The sequence below is a fragment of the Nakamurella sp. GG22 genome (assembly GCF_052976845.2).
In genome coordinates, this window is the sequence record NZ_JBRIIO020000021.1 from 16,561 (window position 1) to 35,632 (window position 19,072).

The 19,072-nt window shown below is 69.1% G+C and carries 18 protein-coding genes; 6 read left to right on the forward strand and 12 right to left on the reverse strand.

What is annotated here, in order from left to right; all coding sequences use genetic code 11:
• Nucleotides 1-204: 204 nt before the first annotated feature.
• Nucleotides 205-402, reverse strand: coding sequence for a hypothetical protein (locus tag ACVBEQ_RS19400; protein ID WP_473163192.1), 198 nt, complete (start codon nt 400-402; stop codon nt 205-207).
• A gap of 199 nt (nt 403-601) precedes the next feature.
• Here ACVBEQ_RS19400 and ACVBEQ_RS19405 point away from each other — a divergent pair, with 199 nt between their 5' ends.
• Genes ACVBEQ_RS19405 through ACVBEQ_RS19415 form a run of 3 tightly spaced genes read left to right on the forward strand, consistent with a single transcriptional unit; the run spans nt 602 to nt 4,566 of the window.
• The gene (locus ACVBEQ_RS19405) at nt 602-1,822 is read left to right on the forward strand and encodes a glycosyltransferase family 2 protein (protein WP_447154948.1); all 1,221 of its coding nucleotides are present in this window, start codon (nt 602-604) and stop codon (nt 1,820-1,822) included.
• 57 nt (nt 1,823-1,879) lie between these two features.
• A complete protein-coding gene (locus ACVBEQ_RS19410) occupies nt 1,880-2,980 on the forward strand; it encodes a methyltransferase domain-containing protein (protein WP_447154949.1) in 1,101 nt (366 codons plus the stop codon).
• Nucleotides 2,977-4,566 carry a glycosyltransferase family 2 protein gene (locus ACVBEQ_RS19415; protein ID WP_447154950.1) on the forward strand — a complete coding sequence of 530 codons (1,590 nt, stop codon included), beginning with the start codon at nt 2,977-2,979 and terminating at the stop codon, nt 4,564-4,566. The genes ACVBEQ_RS19410 and ACVBEQ_RS19415 overlap by 4 nt, the downstream gene beginning before the upstream one ends.
• 14 nt (nt 4,567-4,580) lie before the next feature.
• Here the strand turns inward: ACVBEQ_RS19415 and ACVBEQ_RS19420 are convergent, their stop codons facing one another.
• The 5 genes from ACVBEQ_RS19420 to ACVBEQ_RS19440 are packed head-to-tail and all read right to left on the reverse strand — an operon-like array spanning nt 4,581 to nt 8,923.
• Nucleotides 4,581-5,471: a hypothetical protein gene (locus ACVBEQ_RS19420; protein WP_447154951.1), complete on the reverse strand. Its 891-nt coding sequence runs from the start codon at nt 5,469-5,471 to the stop codon at nt 4,581-4,583.
• Nucleotides 5,471-7,000 carry a twin-arginine translocation signal domain-containing protein gene (locus ACVBEQ_RS19425; RefSeq protein WP_447154952.1) on the reverse strand — a complete coding sequence of 510 codons (1,530 nt, stop codon included), beginning with the start codon at nt 6,998-7,000 and terminating at the stop codon, nt 5,471-5,473. Before ACVBEQ_RS19425 ends, ACVBEQ_RS19420 begins: the two co-directional genes overlap by 1 nt.
• A complete protein-coding gene (locus ACVBEQ_RS19430; RefSeq protein ID WP_447154953.1) occupies nt 6,997-7,521 on the reverse strand; it encodes a hypothetical protein in 525 nt (174 codons plus the stop codon). The genes ACVBEQ_RS19425 and ACVBEQ_RS19430 overlap by 4 nt, the downstream gene beginning before the upstream one ends.
• On the reverse strand, nt 7,518-8,387 hold the full coding sequence (locus ACVBEQ_RS19435; protein WP_447154954.1) for a hypothetical protein: 870 nt from the start codon (nt 8,385-8,387) through the stop codon (nt 7,518-7,520). The genes ACVBEQ_RS19430 and ACVBEQ_RS19435 overlap by 4 nt, the downstream gene beginning before the upstream one ends.
• Nucleotides 8,384-8,923, reverse strand: coding sequence for a MauE/DoxX family redox-associated membrane protein (locus ACVBEQ_RS19440; protein ID WP_447154955.1), 540 nt, complete (start codon nt 8,921-8,923; stop codon nt 8,384-8,386). Before ACVBEQ_RS19440 ends, ACVBEQ_RS19435 begins: the two co-directional genes overlap by 4 nt.
• A 234-nt stretch (nt 8,924-9,157) precedes the next feature.
• Between ACVBEQ_RS19440 and ACVBEQ_RS19445 the strand changes: the two genes are divergently transcribed.
• A complete protein-coding gene (locus ACVBEQ_RS19445) occupies nt 9,158-10,282 on the forward strand; it encodes a substrate-binding periplasmic protein (RefSeq protein ID WP_447154956.1) in 1,125 nt (374 codons plus the stop codon).
• Nucleotides 10,283-10,395: 113 nt separating this feature from the next.
• Here the strand turns inward: ACVBEQ_RS19445 and ACVBEQ_RS19450 are convergent, their stop codons facing one another.
• From ACVBEQ_RS19450 to ACVBEQ_RS19470, 5 genes are all read right to left on the reverse strand, one after another.
• Nucleotides 10,396-12,675 (reverse strand): hypothetical protein, encoded by a 2,280-nt coding sequence (locus ACVBEQ_RS19450; RefSeq protein ID WP_447154957.1) that lies wholly within the window; start codon nt 12,673-12,675, stop codon nt 10,396-10,398.
• A gap of 55 nt (nt 12,676-12,730) precedes the next feature.
• Nucleotides 12,731-13,333, reverse strand: coding sequence for a GtrA family protein (locus ACVBEQ_RS19455; protein WP_447154958.1), 603 nt, complete (start codon nt 13,331-13,333; stop codon nt 12,731-12,733).
• 85 nt (nt 13,334-13,418) lie between these two features.
• A complete protein-coding gene (locus tag ACVBEQ_RS19460) occupies nt 13,419-14,159 on the reverse strand; it encodes a glycosyltransferase family 2 protein (RefSeq protein ID WP_447154959.1) in 741 nt (246 codons plus the stop codon).
• Nucleotides 14,146-15,843, reverse strand: coding sequence for a DUF2142 domain-containing protein (locus tag ACVBEQ_RS19465; RefSeq protein WP_447154960.1), 1,698 nt, complete (start codon nt 15,841-15,843; stop codon nt 14,146-14,148). The genes ACVBEQ_RS19460 and ACVBEQ_RS19465 overlap by 14 nt, the downstream gene beginning before the upstream one ends.
• A 1-nt stretch (nt 15,844) precedes the next feature.
• Nucleotides 15,845-16,525, reverse strand: a complete 681-nt coding sequence (locus ACVBEQ_RS19470) for a class I SAM-dependent methyltransferase (RefSeq protein WP_447154961.1) — start codon at nt 16,523-16,525, stop codon at nt 15,845-15,847.
• A gap of 302 nt (nt 16,526-16,827) precedes the next feature.
• On the opposite strand from ACVBEQ_RS19470, the gene ACVBEQ_RS19475 reads away from it, so the two are divergent.
• Both ACVBEQ_RS19475 and ACVBEQ_RS19480 read left to right on the forward strand, forming a co-directional pair.
• Nucleotides 16,828-17,970 carry a glycosyltransferase family 4 protein gene (locus tag ACVBEQ_RS19475; RefSeq protein WP_447154962.1) on the forward strand — a complete coding sequence of 381 codons (1,143 nt, stop codon included), beginning with the start codon at nt 16,828-16,830 and terminating at the stop codon, nt 17,968-17,970.
• Entirely contained in the window at nt 17,967-18,860 is an 894-nt protein-coding gene (locus tag ACVBEQ_RS19480; RefSeq protein ID WP_447154963.1) for a glycosyltransferase family 2 protein, read from the forward strand. Before ACVBEQ_RS19475 ends, ACVBEQ_RS19480 begins: the two co-directional genes overlap by 4 nt.
• A gap of 24 nt (nt 18,861-18,884) precedes the next feature.
• On the opposite strand, the gene ACVBEQ_RS19485 is transcribed toward ACVBEQ_RS19480, so the two are convergent.
• The gene (locus ACVBEQ_RS19485; RefSeq protein WP_447154964.1) at nt 18,885-19,058 is read right to left on the reverse strand and encodes a hypothetical protein; all 174 of its coding nucleotides are present in this window, start codon (nt 19,056-19,058) and stop codon (nt 18,885-18,887) included.
• Between the last annotated feature and the right edge of the window lie 14 nt (nt 19,059-19,072).

A 19,072-nucleotide genomic window follows, 5' to 3' on the forward strand; every position in this document is an offset into this window, starting at 1 on the left:
CACAAGTGTCACGGGACGCCCAACTGCTGCTCCGCGACTATATTGCCGGCCTCGAGGCACAGGCTGGCGCAGCTCGGGCGGCCGCGGAGCGCGAAGCGCGTCTAAGGAAGGCCAGCACAGATCGGTTGCTGCAGCTATTGGCCGGTGCGCGGGCGGAACGGGACCGGGCCATCGCGGAACGTGACGCTACGTTCGTCAGGCGGATCAGACGGCTGGCGGCAACGGCAACTCACGGCCGCGCCCAATGACGTCGGCGGCGCTGGTGGCGGTGCTGACACCGGCGGCCACGGTCGATGGCCTCGGCAGCACCCTTGAGTCGTTGCAGGCGCAGTACGACGGAAGTTGGCAGTGGTGCATCGCCGTGCCGGCGGACGCGGCGCCCGGAACCTTGGCGGCCGTCAAGGATCTCATTGCCGACGAAACACGCGCCATCGCAATTCCCGGTCCCGCAGACCCAGGGGAGCTGGCCGTCGTGGCTCTCGCACTCGCGAGGGCCAGCCATCTGTGCTGGGTCGACTGCGGTGATCGACTGGACGCCGACACCTTCCGCGTCGTCCGGTCGCGGCTCTCGGAGGCTCCCTGGCTGTACACGGACGAGGCGGTGGCGGGCGACGAGGGGGGCGCGGAAGAGGTCTGGTTCAAACCCGACTTCTCGCCCGAAAGACTCCGGTCACAGCCCTACGCCCTTTTGCTCGCTGTTCTGCCGCTCGATGTGGTTCGCGAGGAAGGTGGTTTCCGGCCGGAGTTCGGTACCGCTGTCTGGTACGACTTGGTCCTGCGCATGGCGAGCCGGCTAGGCGCGCCGTCCCATCTGGCTGGGCCATTCTATCTGCATCGTGAGCGGGGTCACGGCGCGCCGTTCATCCTCGGCGACCCCTTCGATCGTTGCCGCACGGTCGCCCGGGTGATGGCCGAGGCCGGGGAGTCCGCCAGCGTCTCCCCGATAGAGATGGCCGGCCGGCCGGTCGGCCAGCGCGTTCGGCGTCAACTCACCCGGCACCCCAAGGTCAGCCTTGTCATCCCGACCAGAGCGAGCTCGTCGGTAATCCATGGGTTCCCCCGGTGCCACGCGGTCGAATTCATACGCAGCATTTGGAAGCCCAATAGGTATCCGAATCTCGAGATCGTTGTGGTCTACGACACGTCAACACCGGCGGCGGCGCTGCGCGAGATAGAGGAGGTCTCCGGCGGAGAAGTGGTACTCACGCCGTTCTACGGTCCGTTTCATTTCTCCCGGAAGTGCAACGCCGGAGCGGTGGCGGCAACCGGGGAGTACGTCTGCTTCCTGAACGACGACATGGAAGTCGTTACATCGGATTGGCTGCACGAGATGGTCGGACTTCTGAATGACCCTGAGGTCGGTGCCGTCGGCGCCCGACTGCTCTTTGCTGACGGCACTCTGCAACACGCTGGTCACGAATACAACGGAGGTTACGCCGGGCACACGATGTTCCGGTATGCGGCGGACGACGCCAGCGAGGGCGGCGCCGCCATGGTGACCTCGGAGAGGTCGGGAGTCACCGGCGCCTGCATGCTGGTGCGCGCCTCGGATTTTCTCATGGTCGGTGGTTTCTCGGAGGAGTTCCCGCTCAGCTACAACGACGTCGACCTTTCGCTAAAAATCCGAGCAGCGGGCCTGCGCATCCTGTACACGCCGCACGCGACGTTGCTTCACTACGAATCGCAGACCCGTGATCCGCACGTGACCGACGCGGAAATTCGGCGAATCCGCTGGCGGTGGGCAGTGCAGTTGGAGAACGATCCCTACGTCAACGAGCTGCGGCGCACCTCGTTCGACGGGCCTGCTCCCGTATTCGATTGACGGCTTCCAATGACTGAGTTCCAGCACGACGAGAGGACCAGTGTGACCCTGCCCGCGATGGATGCGACGACCTCTTCAGCGGATTATTCGACCGCCTACTTCCACGATTACTCGGGTCCGCCGTACACCTACGAGGAACCTCATTGGCGGAGTTTCTTTGGGGGAATCGCCGACTCGCTGATCGAGCTGTTCGCACCGGAGACGACCTACGACGCAGGGTGCGCGAAGGGCTTCCTTGTACGTGCACTCGCCGAGCGGGGCGTCGACGCCAGGGGTGGCGACATCTCGGAATACGCAACGACGGGCGCGCCTCCGGAGCTAGCGGACCGGCTCGAAGTCAGGGATTTGGTGCAGCCGCTGGACCGGCGCTACGACCTGATCACCTGCATCGAGGTCCTCGAGCATATGTCCATCGAGCAGTCACGGCTTGCAGTGGCGAATCTTTGCGCCGCAACGGATCTCATAGTGTTGTCCACCACCCCAGATGATTTCGACGAGGCGACCCACATCAACATCCGCCAGCCGGCGGCCTGGGCGCAGGACTTCGCAGTGCATGGCTTCTTCCGGCGAACCGACATCGACGCGGGCTTCATCTCGCCGTGGGCCACCGTCTTCGCACGGGCGCGAACGACCGCAACGGAACTCGTCACCCGGTACGAGGCCATGCTCGCGCCGTTGCTCCGTGAGGTGGATTCCAAGCGTCGCGCCCTGCTTCAAGTCCGTCGTGAATTGGACGAGTCGCTGTCGCCGGTGATCGAGGAACGTGACCGGTTGGTCGCGGAGGTGGCGTCCCTGCACGACCGCCTTGCCGCCCAGGGCGAACCCGAACTGAGCGATCGGGCCGCCCGGCTCGCCATGGTTGACGAGCTGATCGTCCTGCGGAGCTCCGTTGCCCGGCTGGAGTCTGAAGCGGAGCGCGGCGCCGCCGCCATCGAACGCGCCGGCCTACAGGCGACGATTGCCTCCCTGGTGGAGGACCTCGCCCAGGCCAGGGAGCGGCTGGCCGGCGGTGCCGGAGACGCAACGGTGGCTCAGGTGATGGCCGAGCGCGACCAGCAGATCGCCGAGTTGAAGCAGGCCACCACTTGGCGGGTCGGGCGTGCAGTGCTCGCTCCTTTTCAGCCCTTCCGGGGGCTGCTGCGCAGGTCGAGGCGGTGACCGCGGCGCCAGCCGAAACCCCTGTCACTCGGCCCGCTGATGCGCCGTTCCTTTCGATCGTGGTGCCGGTCTACCGCACTGCGCCGAACTACCTGGCCGAGATGATCGGCTCGGTCCGCGCCCAAAGTGACCCGGACTGGGAGCTGGTGCTGGTCGATGACGGCTCGGGCGATCCTGACCTCACTGCAGCGCTGACCGGGGCGGCGGCCGCGGACATCCGGATCCGGCATGTCGCTTTGACGACGAACTCCGGCATCGTTCGCGCGTCGAACCGTGGCCTCGAGATCGCCCGTGGAGAATTTGTGGCACTGCTCGATCATGACGACATCGTCGCGCCGGACGCCGTTGCCAGCTGCCGAGCGGTGGTCGAGAGCGACTCCGATGTCGATGTTCTCTATTCGGACGAAATCATCATCGGGCCGGCGGGCGAGGTACTCGGGGAGTTCCGCAAGCCAGCATTTTCCCCGGAGCGCCTTCGCGGACAGATGTACACCGGCCATCTCGGGGTGTACCGACGGTCACACCTCGACGACATCGGCGGTTTCCGCGAGGGGTTTGATGGCAGCCAGGACTACGATCTTGTCCTGCGCGCAACCGAACGCGCACGGGCGGTGCGGAGCATTCCCCAGTCGTTGTACCGGTGGCGCACACTCCCAACGTCGGTCAGCCATTCGGTCGGTAACGAGTATGTCTTCAGCGCGGCTCGGCGCGCCCTGGAGGAGCACCTCCAGCGCACCGGACTAGCGGCGACGGTAACCCAGACCGACGCGACCGGACGGTACCGGATCGACCGCGCCATCCCCGACGACGTCGAGATCTCAGTGATCATGCCAAGCACCGGCGGCCGGCAAATGGTGGGCGGCATAGATCAGGTGGCTCTGACGGCAGCGTTGCGGCGCGTCATTGACGACGCTGGTGACCAGGTGGCCGACATCACAGTGATCGGCGGCAATAGACTGGCTCTAACCGGTGCTGAGGCCGAAGTGGCGGAGATCCTGCGCAATCATGGTCGGCTGGTTCGGCTGCAGGGCGACCCGTGGTCGGTGGACGCCATCAACCGTGCTGTGCTCGCCAGTCGTGCAGATCTCGTGCTGTTGATCGGGGATTCTGTTCGTCCTATGACGCGCTCCTGGCTCGCGGTCCTGATGGGACTGGCCCAGGATCCGACTATCGGCGCAGTCGGACCCAGAGTGCGCCGCTGGGATGGCAGGGTGGCCGCCGCGGGAATGGCGGTGGAAGGTGCGCAGTTCCATCCGATCGGCGCCGGGTCGTGGCCGGACGATGCCGGACCGTTCGGGGCGTGGCAGCTGGATCGCGAAGTGACCGGACTGCCGGCGGAGTGTGTGCTGTTCAAGCGGTCTTTGTTCCTCCGGGCGGGCGGACTGTCGCCGCGGTTGGGAGTGCCGTCTGCCGTCGTCGACGTATGTCTGAAGCTGGCCGAACTAAGTAGTCGCACCGTGGTGTCCGTATCGGCGGACGTCGAGATCCCACGGGACCTGCTCGGACCATCACCCCTTGATCTCGCTCGATTGCGCGAGCGCTGGGGCTCGCGACTCGCCGCTGATATGTATTGGCGCGACATCTGACGTTCCGACCGGTGTCACCGCATCCTCCAGGTTTCGCGGTCGCGTCGCTCGGGTGGACGGCCGGTCACAGTGAGGGGCCCGCCCGTAGCATCGATGGGCAGCTGCCAGCATCGATGGGCAACTGTCGCCGCGCCGGCCGCTATGACAGCCGCCGCCACAGCGAGGCCCCACGGGCCCGCAGCGGCGAATGCCAGGGTTCCCGCGGCAATGAGCTGGACCGCCACGGCCGCCCTGAGCGACCAACGGTCGAACCGGTCGAGAATACGGTGCAGGCGGCGGAGCCCCGCCGGGTCGGTCGCCCCGGCGCTGAGCAGGACGGCCGCGCCGCGGACCGCTCCGAAAACTGCGCCTGCGGTCAGCGCGAAGGCCGGCGAGCCGCTCAGTGCGCCGAGCACCGGGACCAGGTAGACGGCCGCCGTCATGATGTACGTCGCCAGTCCGGCCCCGATCTGGGCGCCGAAGCCGGCCGCGTAGACCCAGCGCCGGTATCGGCCGATCCACCGTTCGTTGACCTGCCGGGGATGCAGCGGAAGCCGGAAGCCGAACGCCCGCACATCACTGGCCGAGGTGACCAGGCAGCAGGCCGCGGCGACGGCGGCGGTGATTCCGGCCGTGGCCGCGAGGTCGCCGGTCGTGAGGTCACCGGTCACGAGGTCGCCGGCCACAAGATCGCCGGTCAGGGGCTTCAGCAACACTGCACCCACCGCACCGACGGCGCCGAACACCAGCCCGCCGAGCACCGACCCGGCGATGAACCAGGCGGCGGTGAGCCAGTAGCGGTGCCCCTGCGCGCGTTCGGTGAACGGGTTGATCGCCGACACCATGGAGAGACCGCACGGCGACCACACGCCGCGGATGGCCGCGGTCACCGCCACCAGCAGGGTGAGCGCGACGAAGGCGGTCATCACGGGACCACCACAGACCCGGTGCCCAGCAACGGGTTTGCCCCCGATGGGCCGACGTTGATGCCGTACACCGCGACGGTGTGCGGGCCCGCGGCGATCCCCGGGATGGAGATGCTGAAGCCGTGGGTGCCGGTGATGCCGTAGATCCTGTTGACGTCCGATCGCAGCACCGTGGTCGGGTAGCGCGAGATGCCCTTGCCGTCCACGTACACGGCGACGTCGATCCGCGCGCCGGGGCTGTCCGGGTCGTAGGCCCAACCGCGCAGCCGGATCGTCCCGCTGCTCGCGCTGACCACGTCCAGGTGCCCGCGCGGGGGTGAGCCGACCACGGTGGTGCCCTGGCCGATCTGCGGGTTGCCGCTGCCGCCGCCCACGTTGATGCCGAACACCGACACGGTGTGCCGTCCGGGCGGCGAGCTGATGGTGATGTCGAACCCGTGGTCGCCGGTGATGCCGAACGCCGTGTTGACGTCGCGGCGGGCCCGGCCGGTCGGGTACCAGCTGACGCCGACGCCGTCCCGGTAGACCGCCACCGAGATCTCGGTCGCCGGCAGGTCCGGGTCGTATGCCCAGCCGCGAAGCCGGATGCCGTTGCTCAGCGGCACGACGCTGTCCAGGTGACCGACCGGACGCCGGCCGACCTTCACCGAGCCGCCGCCGATCACCGGGTTGCCGGACCCGCCGCCGACGTTGATCGCGTACACCTTGATCGCGTGGGTGCCCGGGTTCATCGGGATGGTCAGATCGAACCCGTGATTGCCGGTCGCGCCGAACTTCCGGTTCACGTCGGACCGGGCCCTGGAGGTGGTGAACCGGCCGATGCCCACACCGTCCACGTACACCGACACGGGAATCGAGGTGGCCGGCTGGTCCCGGTCCAGTGCCCAGCCCGCGATCCGGGCGGCATTCCCCTTCGCGGCGATGATGTCCACGCTCCCGATCGGCGGCGAGCCCGTCAGGCACGGCGCGGAGTGGGTCGCGGTGCGGTTGTCCGTGGCGCTGGAGTTGCCACAGACCCCCGCGAACTGCTGCCACGGCGGCGTGCACGAGACCATCCGGCAGACCACCGGCCCGGTCTCTGAGGCCGGGATGTCCGTCCGGCACTGGCCGTAACGGAACTGGTTGCAGGCCACCCGCCGTTGGTCGCAGGTTCCCTCGGCGCACCGGCACTGCCACGGACCGCCCTTGAAGGCGTTGCAGTCGATGTAGTACCGCGCCGCGCCGCCGCAGAAGGAGGAGTTGTCCGCCTTCCACCACCCCCCGATGAACGAATTCGGCGGGCAGGTGTTGCGGCCGTTGTTGATCGTGCAGCAGAACACCGAATAGCCGTCGGCGCAGCCGGCGTCCGTGCCGCAGACCGATGCGTAGGCATTGGCCGGGCGGACCAGATAGCCCCACGGATCGACGGCCAGCGCGGCACCGACGAGTGCGGCGCCGCCGAGGAAACCGCGCCGCGAACTGCCGGTCCGGGCGGCCGCTGGCTTCCTGCTGATCCGGTTCACCAGTCGCTCGGTGAGGGTCGTCGTCATGTCGCATCCACCGTGATTCCGTCGAGGACCTGGTTGACCTTCGCGCTCAGGGCGGCGGCGTCACGGTGCGACCCGATGACGACGTAGAGGCACATCGGACGGTCCTTCTCGGTGAAGAAGAACTGACAGCCGGCCTGTCCGGTGATCCGCCGCTGCAGCCCGTTCGGGTTGAACAGCCGGGCCTCGGTCCGCGGTATGCCCTGCGCCCGGTAGAGCGCGGTCCCCAGACATTCCGGGCCGAACTCCAGGATGGCGACGAAGGTGTTCCGGGACGCCATGCGCTCCACGGCGCCGGATCCGTAATCGCCGCGGTCGGCCGGCAGCGCGAAGTCGGCCAGGTGGACGACGGCCCGGGTCTCTTCGCCTGACAGACCGCGTCCGGTGTCGGTGGCCGATCCGGTGATCCGGCTGTCGGGTGCGAAGGCGGAGCCCGGGGTCGGCCGGCGGTAGATCCGGCCCTCCCAGCTGGCCGGCAGCCGGACCAAGAATCCGTGCCCGTCCAGCGGTGCCGGCGCGGTCACTCCGCCACCCCGCGCGGGGCTGCCGCGGCCTGGGAGTACGGGTGGTCTGCGGCTGAGTCGGTGCGGGAGTCGTGTGTGGTGAGGTCGGAACGGGGTCCGTAGAGGCTCGGATGTCCCGGCCCGATGCCCGCCGCCAGCAGCGCACGATCGACGTCGACCTCGCGTTCCGCGTCGGACCTGGGTTTGTCCACCGGATCGTCGTGATGCCGGGTGCCGCGCCGGCCGTCACCGACGGCCTGGTGGATCAGCCCCGACACCTGACGGAGCGAGGTCCCCGACCCCTCGCCCTTGACCCGGCCGGTCTGCCCGTCGACCACCACGACATACGGCGAGCCCGGCACGTCGTAATCGGCCCACGCCGCGCTGGACATCACCAGGTCGAGCCCGGCCGGCCGGAGCTCGGAGAGCAGCGTGACGCTCTCCTCCCCGGCGTCCTTGGTGATGACCAGGACCCTGCTGCCGCCCAGCGGAGTCGACCCGCCACGCTCGGCGAAGTCCTCCCAGAACCCACCGCAGCCGGCGCACCCGGAGGACAGGAAGACCAGCACGGTGTCGTGCGGGACGGCGACCGTCCGGACGGAGATCACCTCACCGGACAGCCCGACGCCGGTGATGTCGTGCGCAGCGGCCCATTCCTCCCGGCCGGTGATCGGGCCGATGTCCGCCGGGCCGGGGCTGCCGGGGCCGCGGGCGCCCGGTGCGATGACGCCGTCCGCCGTCCGGAACGGTGGGGCCACCGCAGCGGCGGGTCCGCCGTCGAGTTGGTGCAGTCGTTGCAGCACCGTCGCGTAGGCCCGCAGCAGACCGACGACGAGCACGGTCAGGACGAGGAGTACCGCGGTCTCGACGGCGATCAGGATGGTCATCGTGGCGTTGCCACCTTCGCTCGGAGTTGCAGCAGGGCAGGCAGCACCGTCATCAGCAGATAGCACAGCCAGGTCAGCAGGGCGGTGAGCACGACCAGCAGGACACTTTCGGCGCCGCCCAGCGACGTCACCTCGATCACGAACGATGGCTGCGGCCAGATGGCGGCGGCCGCCCCGATCACCACGCCCGCGCCGTTGACCGCGAGATGCGAGCGGCTGATCGGCTCGGAGGCGCGTCCGAAACAACCGCAGTCCTGTTGCGGGGCCACCCGGATCATCCGCCAGGCGACCGCCGTCAGCAGCAGGTAGGCGACGCTGAGCAGGACGGCGGGGATCGACCCACCGAGGACCAGCACCGCGACGGCGATCAGCAGTTCGGCCAGCCCGAGCAATCGGATCATCACCGGTGTGGCGACCGAACCGGCGCCGGGAATCCTCGCGGCAGCCCACGCTTTCGCCGCGGGACGCGGCGCGGCGACCTTGCCCACCCCGGCGACGGCCAGCAACAGCGACATGGCAGCGAGCAGGCCGACCATGGCTCCCCTCCCGGTGTCGCGAGTGGGGGGAGTGTAACCAGGCGGCTGCCCCGGAAGGCCGGTTTTGCGGCGTTCCCGTGCAGATCCGGGCCCGTCGGAGCGCGGCTGAGCCGGCCAGGGCGGCTACGCTCCGACCGGGCGCCGGCGTCCTGGACGGTGTGTTCCGGACGATGCCCGGTCCCGTTGGGCCGTACCCCGGGGAAGTCGCCCCGGGACTGAAACCGGAAGGGCGCCATGGGGAATCCGAGCGGCGCCGGCCGGGCCAGGACGACCGCGGCCGGTGGAATCCGGCGCAGCGCCGTGACGCTGGCCGCTGCGGCGATGATCCTGACGTCGGGCTGCAGCGGCACCGACGACACGGCGGGATCGGCAACGCCGTCTTCTGTCGTCGGGACGGCGAGCGCGGCGGATCGGGAGACGTCGTCGTCGTCCGAGCCGGCCCCGGCGTCGATGACGACAGTGAGGTCGAGTTCGCCGGCACCGTCGACATCGCTGCCGCCGCCCCCGGCGTCGACCGTCCCGCCGGCCAGCGGCTCACCCGAGGCGCCGACCACCGCCGGAAGTCCGGCGGTTCAGCCCCCGGCGTCGACGGCCGAACCGTCGACGGCTGCCGCACTGCCGAACTGCACCCCGGCGACGCTGGCCACCGGAACGCCCGGTGTGCTGATTGTCGCGACTGCCGCGCCGCCGCGGGCGCCGTGGTTCGTCGGCAAACTGCCGGCGGCCGGTGCCTCGGACGGCGGCAGGGGGTACGAGGCAGAGCTGGCCCGGGCCGTCGCGGAGACTCTCGGCTTCGCCGCCGGGCAGCAGACGTGGGTGATCGTCGACCGGGCCGCGGCGCTGCAGGGCACCGCGCGCGGCTTCGACGTCTTCCTCGGCCAGGTCACCGACTCGGAAGGCGCCACCGCGGACGCTGACCTGTCGACCGGATACTTCCCGATCACCGACGCGGTCGTCGTGCGCGAACCGGACGCGGCGACCGGCCCCCCTGACTTCTCCGGCAAGCGGGTGGGCGTTCTCAGCGGCAGTACGGCGCAGGCGGCCATGCTGGAGCGCGGTGTCAGCAACCCGCTGACCTTCGGCTCACCGGCGGCACTGGCGTCCGCGCTGGCCGGCGGGGCCGTCGACGTCGCCGTGCTGCCGACGCCCGATGCGCTGCAGGTGGCGCAGCCGGCCGCCGGTCTCACGGTCCTCGGTCAGTTGCCGAGTGGCCGCTCCCAGCCCGACCAGTTCCATCTGGTGCTGGCCGCCGATTCGCCGCTCACCCCCTGCGTCAGCGCCGCTGTCGACCGGCTGAGAATCCAGGGGACCCTTGATGACCTCGCCGATCAGTGGATCGGCCTGCCGACCCTGCGGTGACCATGAACCCCCGGTGCCCGCCGACGAGTAGTGCTGCGGACAAACTGGTGTGGACAACTGCTGGTGCCGACGACTACTGCTCCGACAACTACTGCGGCACAACAGCTTCCGGATCAGCGAACGCCGAGCAGATGGTTGTAGTCGCCGCCCGTGCCGGCCCGGTCGATCGTCGGTTGGTTGACCGGCGTGAACGGCTGCGGGCCACCGAACGGGTCCCAGGACGGCACGAAGACGGCGACACCGCCCTGCACCCGGTAGGTACGGGTGCCGGGAAGGCCGCGCAGGAACGTCCCATCCGCGGGCGTCATTCGCAGGTGGTTGTATGAGCCACCGGCGCCGGCCCGGGTGGTGGCGGCGTAATCGACATCCACCACGGGCTTTTCGCCGCCGAAAGCCGACCACGACGGCACATAGAGCGGCGCGCCGCCGGCTACCCGGAACACGGCTCCGGTACTGGTCCCGCGCAGGAAGGTCCCATCGAGCGGATAGCGGCGCAGGTGATTCCAGTTGCCACCCGATCCGGCGTGGTTCAGTGCGGCCGCGTCGACATCGGTGGTGGGCTGCCGGCCACCGAACGCCGTCCAGGTGGACACATAGACCGGCGCCTGCCCCGCCACCCGGTACACGGCCCCGCCCTGGAACCCGCGGAGGAACGTGCCCTCTGCCGGGTAGCGGCGCAGATGATCCCAGCCGCCACCGGTTCCGGCATTGTCGATGGCCGCCGAGTCGATGAGCACGAAGGGTTTCGTGCCGCCGACCGCGCTCCATCTCGTGACGACGATCGGTGCCCCGCCGGCCACCCGGAACACGGTGCCGTCGCGGCCCCCGCGGACGAACGTGCCGTCCGCCGGGACAGCGCGCAGGTGGTTCCAGACGCCTCCCGAGCCCGCCCGGCTCAGCGCCGCCGGGTCGACGATGGTCGTCGGCTGTCTGCCGCCGAAGGGATCCCAGGTGGACACCCGGAGCGGTGCGCCGCCGGCGACCCGGTACACGGCGCCGTCGGTGCTCCTGATGAACGTGCCTTCGATCGGGAGGGCGCGCAGGTGCTTCCAGCGACCCGCTGCACCCGCGTTGTCGATGGCCGCCGAGTCGACCGCGAGTGCCGGCTGCTCGCCCCCGTAGACCGCCGAGCTGGAGATGTAGATCGGTGCGCCGCCGGCGACCCGGAACGCAGCGCCGTTGCGGGTGCCCCGGATAAACGTGCCATCGGCCGGGTAGGCGCGCAGATGATTGAAGTTGCCGCCGGACCCGGCCCGGTCGATGGCCGCCGAGTCCACGGTGACGGCGGACTTCTCACCGCCGAAGGCTGCCCAGCTGGACACGTAGATCGGTGCGCCGCCGGCGATGCGGTACACGGCCCCGTTGTGACCCCGGATGAAGGTGCCGTCCCGCGGGTGGTCGGGTAACTGGCCGATGGCCGACGGTGTCATCGTGCGGCACGGCTTCGGTCCGCCCATTGCGCTCCAACTGGAGACGTACACGGGTGTCCCGCCGGCCATCCGGAAGACGGCACCGCTCGCCGAGTCGCAGATGAAGGCGCCGTCGACCAACGGCAGTGTTGATTGCTGGATCAACCGGGCCGATGTCGTCGCGGTCGAGCGCATCGGGTCCGGGTAGCCGCCCAGTTGCAGCACTGCAACGAAGTAGCGATCGGTGTACCCAACGGAGTGCACGGCGCACTGGGGTGTCGTCCAGAAACTGTCGCAGCCCCATCCCTGCTTGGACCCGTGCACGCCGGACAACGCGTTGAGTCCGAAGTACTGGTTGAAACCGGCGTCGTCGGCCGATCCCGTCCTGGCCGTCTGCGCCATCACCGGGATCAGCCACGGACCGATCTTCGGGTCCTTCGAGGCGCGGTACAGGAACCTGGTCATGTCGCTCGCGGTGATCCGGGCGGCACCCCAGTGACCGACCCGGTCGGTGGCGTTTCCGGTGGACCCGAGCCCGTAATTCGCGGCCACCGTGGGGATTGCCGATGCGGTGAACAACGCCGACGCGATGTCGTTGTCGCTGTACCGCAGCATGAAGGAGAGCCGGTCCAGCACCGATTGCGGCGTGCTCGAGTACCCGCCGTAGGACCACAGGTAGTACGTGGCCAGGAACAGCTTCATGATCGACTCGGAGGCGACCTGGGCGCCGGCGTTGGCGGTCTGGCTCAACACCGCTCCGGTCTCCCGGTCCACGACGCTGATGAACGACGTCACCCCGTTGTTGGCCGCGTTCGTGCGTGCGGCGACCACCGCCTGAGACGGTGTCTGCGCGGCCACCGATCCCGCCCCGGGACCCAGCATCGACGCCAGCATGGACGTCGTGACGATCACCAGGAGCCGCGCGGCGCGCGCCGATCGCGATCCGTCCCCGTGCACCGCCCGGCCGCCCACCGGGCAACTCAACCACAGACACCGTTGTTCGGTCGCACGGCGCGATCACTCGAACACGTTCGGCTTATCAGGACGTCGGCGCTGCCGTGTCCTCCGCGGTCGCGACGTGGTGGCCCGCGAGGATCTGCTCCGGGCCGGCAGCGTGCTCCGGGCCGGCAGCGTGCCCCTTGCCCACCTGCTCTGGACCCACCTGCTTCTGGCCTGCCTGCCGGTCGCCTCCCGGTGACGCAACGTTCGTGAACACGAAGCGCCGGTAGGCCCAGAACCTGAACAGCGTGCCGGCTGCCAGCCCGACCACGTTGGCCGCGATGTTGTCGGCCAGCGGCGAGGTGAACCCGAGCACGTAATGGGAGAACCAGAGCACGGACAACGAAATCCCGAGCCCGATGGAACACATCAGCACGAAGATCCCGAACTCCCGCGGTGCATGCGTCCTGCGGGTCTGCGGGAAGGTCCAGTAGCGGTTCCCGAGCCAGGACACGACGGTGGCCACCGCCGAGCTGGCGATCTTCGCGGCGAGTGGCAGGCCATCGAACAGGGGATCGGCCCCGGCGTAGAGCAGGACGTTGAACACGGTGACGTCGACGACGTACGCAACGGCGCCGACGACGCCGAACTTGGCGAACTGCCGGGCCAGGGACATGCCGGCGCCGCGCAACCACGTGATCATTCCGCCTCCTCGCCCATGTGCCGCACTGAGGGTAGCCCGGTCACCGGATTCAACTGGCGCGACCGGGCGACCGAGCGCGCACCGGTCAGCGCAAGCGGGTGGCCGACCGCCGTCCGGCGCGCGGCATTCGCAGCCGCATCCGCAGCACCATGCCGAGCATGCCGAGCCCGAGCCTGATCGTCTTCGGCAGGTCGCCGGTCACCGAGGAGACGCCCACCCTCTGGTGGTAGTTCACCGGGACCTGGACGATCTTCGCCCGGCCGACGACGGCCAGCATCAACATCTCCAGGCCGAACGATGACCCGTCAACCCGCGCCTTCTCGACGATATCGGCCACCCGGCTCCGGCTGACGACCCGGAAGGTACAGCCCACGTCGCTGAGATACGAGGTGTTGAAAAGGATCTCGATGACCTTCGCGACGGCCCAGTTCCCCCACTGCAGGAACCAGCCCATGTTGGCGCCGTCCCAGATGAAGTTGGACACGGTGCGAGATCCGACGACGAAGTCGCATTCCTCGGTGAACGGCAGCAGCTTGTTCAGGTCGCTGGCCTTGAACGTGCCGTCCGGCTCGCAGATGCAGATCAGGTCGGTGTCCACCTCGACCAGCCCACGCCGGATCGCGGCACCGTAGCCCTGCGTGGTTTCAAAGACCTCGCGTGCAGAGGTTCTGGCCACCTCCTCGGAGGTGCCGGGTGCCGCGTTGTTGTTGACGACCAGGATGTCGTCTACGATGCCGAGTTTGTCGAAAGCCCTGATGGTGTCGGCAATGCTGTCCTTCTCGTTGTACGTCGGCAGCACGACTGACAGGGACTTACCGTTCCACATTCTCTGGCTCCGAACTGGCGGGTGGGGCATCGCTCGCAAGCGCGATGGTCGAAGTATGCAGTGCAGGCAGGGCGACGGGCCGCCGGCCAGCGACGACGGTCATCGCACCAAGCCACACCGCCGCGACGGTGGCCATCACGATCCAGGGCCATGAGCCACCGGGCGGCGACCATTCGGCGGTGGTGAGGAACCAGATGGGTCCATTGGTCCCGACTGCATACCGCCGGGCGTTGACCAGCGGCGAGAGCAGCTGAAGGAACGACATCGTCACGCCAACCATTACGGCTAGCCGCCGCGAGAGCGGTGCGGTAGTGGATTCTTGCAGCTGCTCCGCCAGCACGACCCCCGCCAGGAGGGGGACGATCATGAACATCGGGAGCAGATGACGACCCTGCACACTGGCCCCAATGGGAAAGAAAACCGTCGCGTACGTCACGTAAGTGACGACAAGGATGGCTACCGAGGCGCCGATGATGGTCCAACGATCGGCGCGCCTGCCGACAAGGAGCGCTCCGCCGATGACGATCACTGCAGCGATGATCCACATCGCGTAGGCGGGTCCGGGCAGCGACGTATCGAGCCATCCGAAGCGGCCGACTCCCATCAGGACATAGCTCAAGGTGGAACCGACGAATCGCCCAAAGGCGTCCGGCGAATATACCGGTCCGGTCAGTGCGGGATGGTCGTAACGCAGCTCCCACGCGACAACCGCGACTCCGCTCATACCGACCGCAGCCACCGTGGCGATCATCGGCCAGCGGCGATGACGTAGCTCGTCCCACACCACCCTGGCGCCGCCGCGCAGCAGAGCGGTCACCGCGAGCAAGAGCAGCGCAATGGCGCCCAGCTGGCGGGCCAGGACAAGCGCGGACCCGGCAACTGCCACGATCGCGAGCGTGCCCGGGTCGGCAAGAGTCGACGGGCACCTCGTACTCACCACGACCACGCACGCCACCGCTGCCGCCGCCATGATCTCGATGCCGCTGGTGGAGACCGACGCGGAGGCGAAAACCGCCATCGGGGTCACCGCCAGTGCGAGCCCGACCGCGGCGCCCCGATCCAGCCAGCGAGCGAGGTGCCAGACGCCGAGAAACAGAAGTGCGATGGACTGCGCTAGGGCTGCTAGTCGGGCTAGGTAAAAGGCCTGTTCCGGCGTGCCGGCGAGAAGTGCGGCTACTCCGATCGGTAGGTACCCGAAGACCGGGTAGGCGCCGACGGCGGTGGTCACCTTGATCTGCGCCGTCCTGATCTGCGCCGTCTTTCCAGGTGGCGGCAGGTATTGGCACGAAGCGCTGAGGTCCGGGTGGAAGGCGGTGCAGTTGAATTGTGCGCCGGGAGCGATATCGGCCGGGATTTGCACAGTCCGTGATATCGAAGAGTTGCGGATGGTGCCAGGCTTCGTGCCGACCGGCCCGCCATACGGCTCACCGATGTGGAGCTGCCCCGCGGCGATCGCCTTGATCAGATGGTCGGACTCGTCGGGCGCGGCGCCGGGAGGGTTACTGAACACCCACACGATGCCCAACAGCAAGTAGGGCAACACCCACAGCGCGGCCCATCGGGCCGCCCCCGGGTGGCCCCGGAAGCTTCGATGGGCGTCTCCGGTGTCGGCATTCGGTTCTGCAGCCACCGCGTTGGACCGGTCCACATCGGTCATCGCGTCTGGGGCCGAAGTATCGGGCATGTCAACAAGATGTGCCGGGAGTGGCAACGACGACCATCTGCCCGGCCAGTGGCTTGACCGGCGACCGCAGGTACCACGGTACGAGGAAGGTCAGCGCGGAGGTCCTGCTCTTCATCGTCAGCGGCAGGAATCGCGGCTTCACCTCCGTCACCCGCCAGCCTTCGGACGTCAGGTAATCGGGGAGCGAGCGGTCGGTGTAGATCGCGACGTGGGTGTAGTCGTCGAAGTAGCCGCCCGGGTTCAACCGGAAGTTCGGCTGCAGCAGGATCAGCTTCCCGCCCGGCGAGAGGACCCTGGCGGCCTCGGACAGCAGCCGATGGGTCGGCTCCCGCTCGAGGTGCTCCAGCAGGTTCGAGGCGAACACCACATCGAACTCGCCATCGGCGAACCGGGACAGGTCGGTGCAGTCGCCGATCACCGCCTGCACATGGTCGGCGGCGCTCCGGGTGACAGTGGCATCCAGATCCATCGCGACGATCCGCCGGGCCCTGACGTTGTTGGCGAAATCGCACCACCCCGCCCCGAGTTCCAGCACGGCGGCGTCGCCCGGTATCCACCGCTGCATGTAACGGCAGATGTGCTGCCAGACCGCGGTGCGGTGCGGATTGGCCGCCAGCCTGGTCTGGAAGTATCCCGAGACGTCGGGTCCCGCCGCAGCGTCCGGGGCAGGGCCGTTCGACACTCGGCGACTCCTCGGCTCGTGGACTGCGGCGCCTGGAAAACTACCACCGGAACTGCGCGGTCTAGATCCGGCAGAGGACCCGACGGGGACTCGAGAAAGGACCCGGCGGCAGACCCGGCCAGCGACCGTGTCAGTCTTCCGGGACAATGGAGGACCACCACAGCTGCGCTCCGCCGGTGCCCGGATGGCCGGATGGCAGCGATGCCACCCGGCCGGCGCGGTGGTGCCGACGATGTCGGCTACCGGGATGTGCCGCTCGGTCCGCGGTGGACCGGAGGGGATGACGCGGGAGGGGCGGGGTCTTGCGCACCGAACCGCGCGTCCTGCTGGACGCGACGGCCATTCCCGCGGAGCGCGGCGGCGTGGGCCGATATGTCGACAACCTCACCGAAGCGCTGGACGCAGCGGGTGCGGCCCTGTCGGTGGTCTGCCAGCACCGCGACGCAGAGGGCTTCGCGAAGCGGGCGCCGCACAGCAGGATCATCACCACCGCGGAGGAACTGGGCAATCGGCCGGCCAGGCTGGCCTGGGAGCAGACCACGTTGTCCCGGCTGGCCAAACGGCTGCCGGTCGACGTGATCCACTCGCCGCACTACACGATGCCGCTGGCCGCGTCGGTGCCCGTCGTCGTCACCCTGCACGACGCAACGTTCTTCTCCGACCGCGGTCTGCACCTCGGGATGAAGGGCAGCTTCTTCCGGGCCTGGACCCGGACGTCGCTGCGGCGGGCGGCGGTCTGCGTCGTGCCGAGCAAGGCGACGGCCAGAGAGCTGGTCAGGTTCGCACACGCCGACTCCGAGGCGATGGTGGTGGCCTACCACGGCGTCGACCACGGCCTGTTCGGCGTGCCGAGCGCCGAGCAGGTCGCCGCGACGGCGGAGTACCTGCAACTGGGCGAGGAGGGCTGGATCGCGTTCCTTGGCACCCTCGAACCGCGGAAGAACGTGCCGGCCCTGGTTCGCGCCTACATCAGGGCGATGACGCCCAGGACGGACCGCCCCGCGCTGGTGCTGGCCGGCGCGCCTGGCTGGGATTCCGGCGTCGAGCCGGCGGTGGCCGCCGTTCCCGACGGCATGACGGTCCTGCGGCCGGGTCACCTGCCCATCGATCTGCTGCCCGGCCTGCTGGGCGGGGCGCGGATGGTGGTCTACCCGACGCTCGGCGAGGGCTTCGGGCTGCCCGTCCTGGAGGCGATGGCCTGCGGCGCGGCGGTGCTGACCACGAAGAAGCTGTCACTGCCCGAAGTGGGCGGGGACGCGGTCGCCTACACCGGGACCGGGGCGGGAGACATCGCCGCGGCGCTGTCGGAGTTGCTGGACAACCCTGCGCGGCGGGCCGAACTCGGCGCGGCGGCGGCGGCGCGGGCCGCATCGTTCACCTGGGCGGCGAGCGCGCAGGCCCACCAGGTCGCCTACGACCGGGCCGCTGCGATGGCGTCCGAATGACCGCCGGCGACCGGATCGGGCTGGTCACCGTCACGTACTCGCCCGGCGAGACTCTCGATGCCCTGCTTGATTCGCTACCGGCCGCGTCGACCCGGGCCATCGACGTGGTGCTGGCCGACAACGGTTCCACCGACGGCAGTGTCGAGCGGGCGGCGGAGCGGCCGGGGGTCCGGCTCGTTCGTACCGGATCGAATCTGGGGTACGGCGCCGCCGCCAACGCGGGCGTGGCCGTGCTCGACCCGGCCATCGACTGGGTGATGGTCATCAACCCCGACGTCGTGCTCGGTCCCGGGGCCATCGACCGTCTGCTGGAGGTGGCTGACCGGTACCCCACGGCCGGTGCGTTCGGGCCGCTGATCACCACCCCGGACGGCATCGTCTACCCCTCGGCCCGACACCTGCCGTCCATCGGGACGGGCGTCGGGCACGCGCTCTTCGGGTGGTGGTGGCCGAGGAACCCGTGGACGAGGACGTACCGCCAGGACAGCGCCGAACCGGTCGAGCGAACGGCGGGTTGGCTGTCCGGTTCCTGCCTGTTGCTCCGTCGGCCGGCGTTCGAGGCGGTGGACGGCTTCGACCCCGGCTACTTCATGTACTTCGAGGATGTCGACCTCGGTCAACGGCTCGGCGAGGCCGGCTGGTCGAGCATCTACTGCCCGTCGGCGCACGCGGTGCACGTGGGCGGGCATTCGACGGAGCGGTCGCCCGGGGCGATGGCGAAGGCCCACCACCGCAGTGCATACCGGTACCTGTCGCGGCGCTACCCGGCGTGGTGGCAGGCACCGCTGCGTTGGGTGTTACGTGCGGGCCTGGCGGCACGGGCGCAGCTGTCCCGGCGTTCGGCGAAGATGGCGGCCGGTGCGACCCTGCCGGATCGCCGGGTGGGCTGACCGGCGAGGAAGGCTGACCTGACCTCAGTCGACGGTGGCCGGTCCCACGCCTGCGTCGCAGGCCGTGATCAGCGACCGCGGCACGGTGATCGTTCCGTCCGCATCCATCGGCGACGTGGCGTCGCCGGGGCAGATTGCCCGCGAATTGCGTGCCCTGGCACGGTCGATCGCCGCTTGGGCTCGCACAAGTGGACCCATTCGCGGCTCCCCCG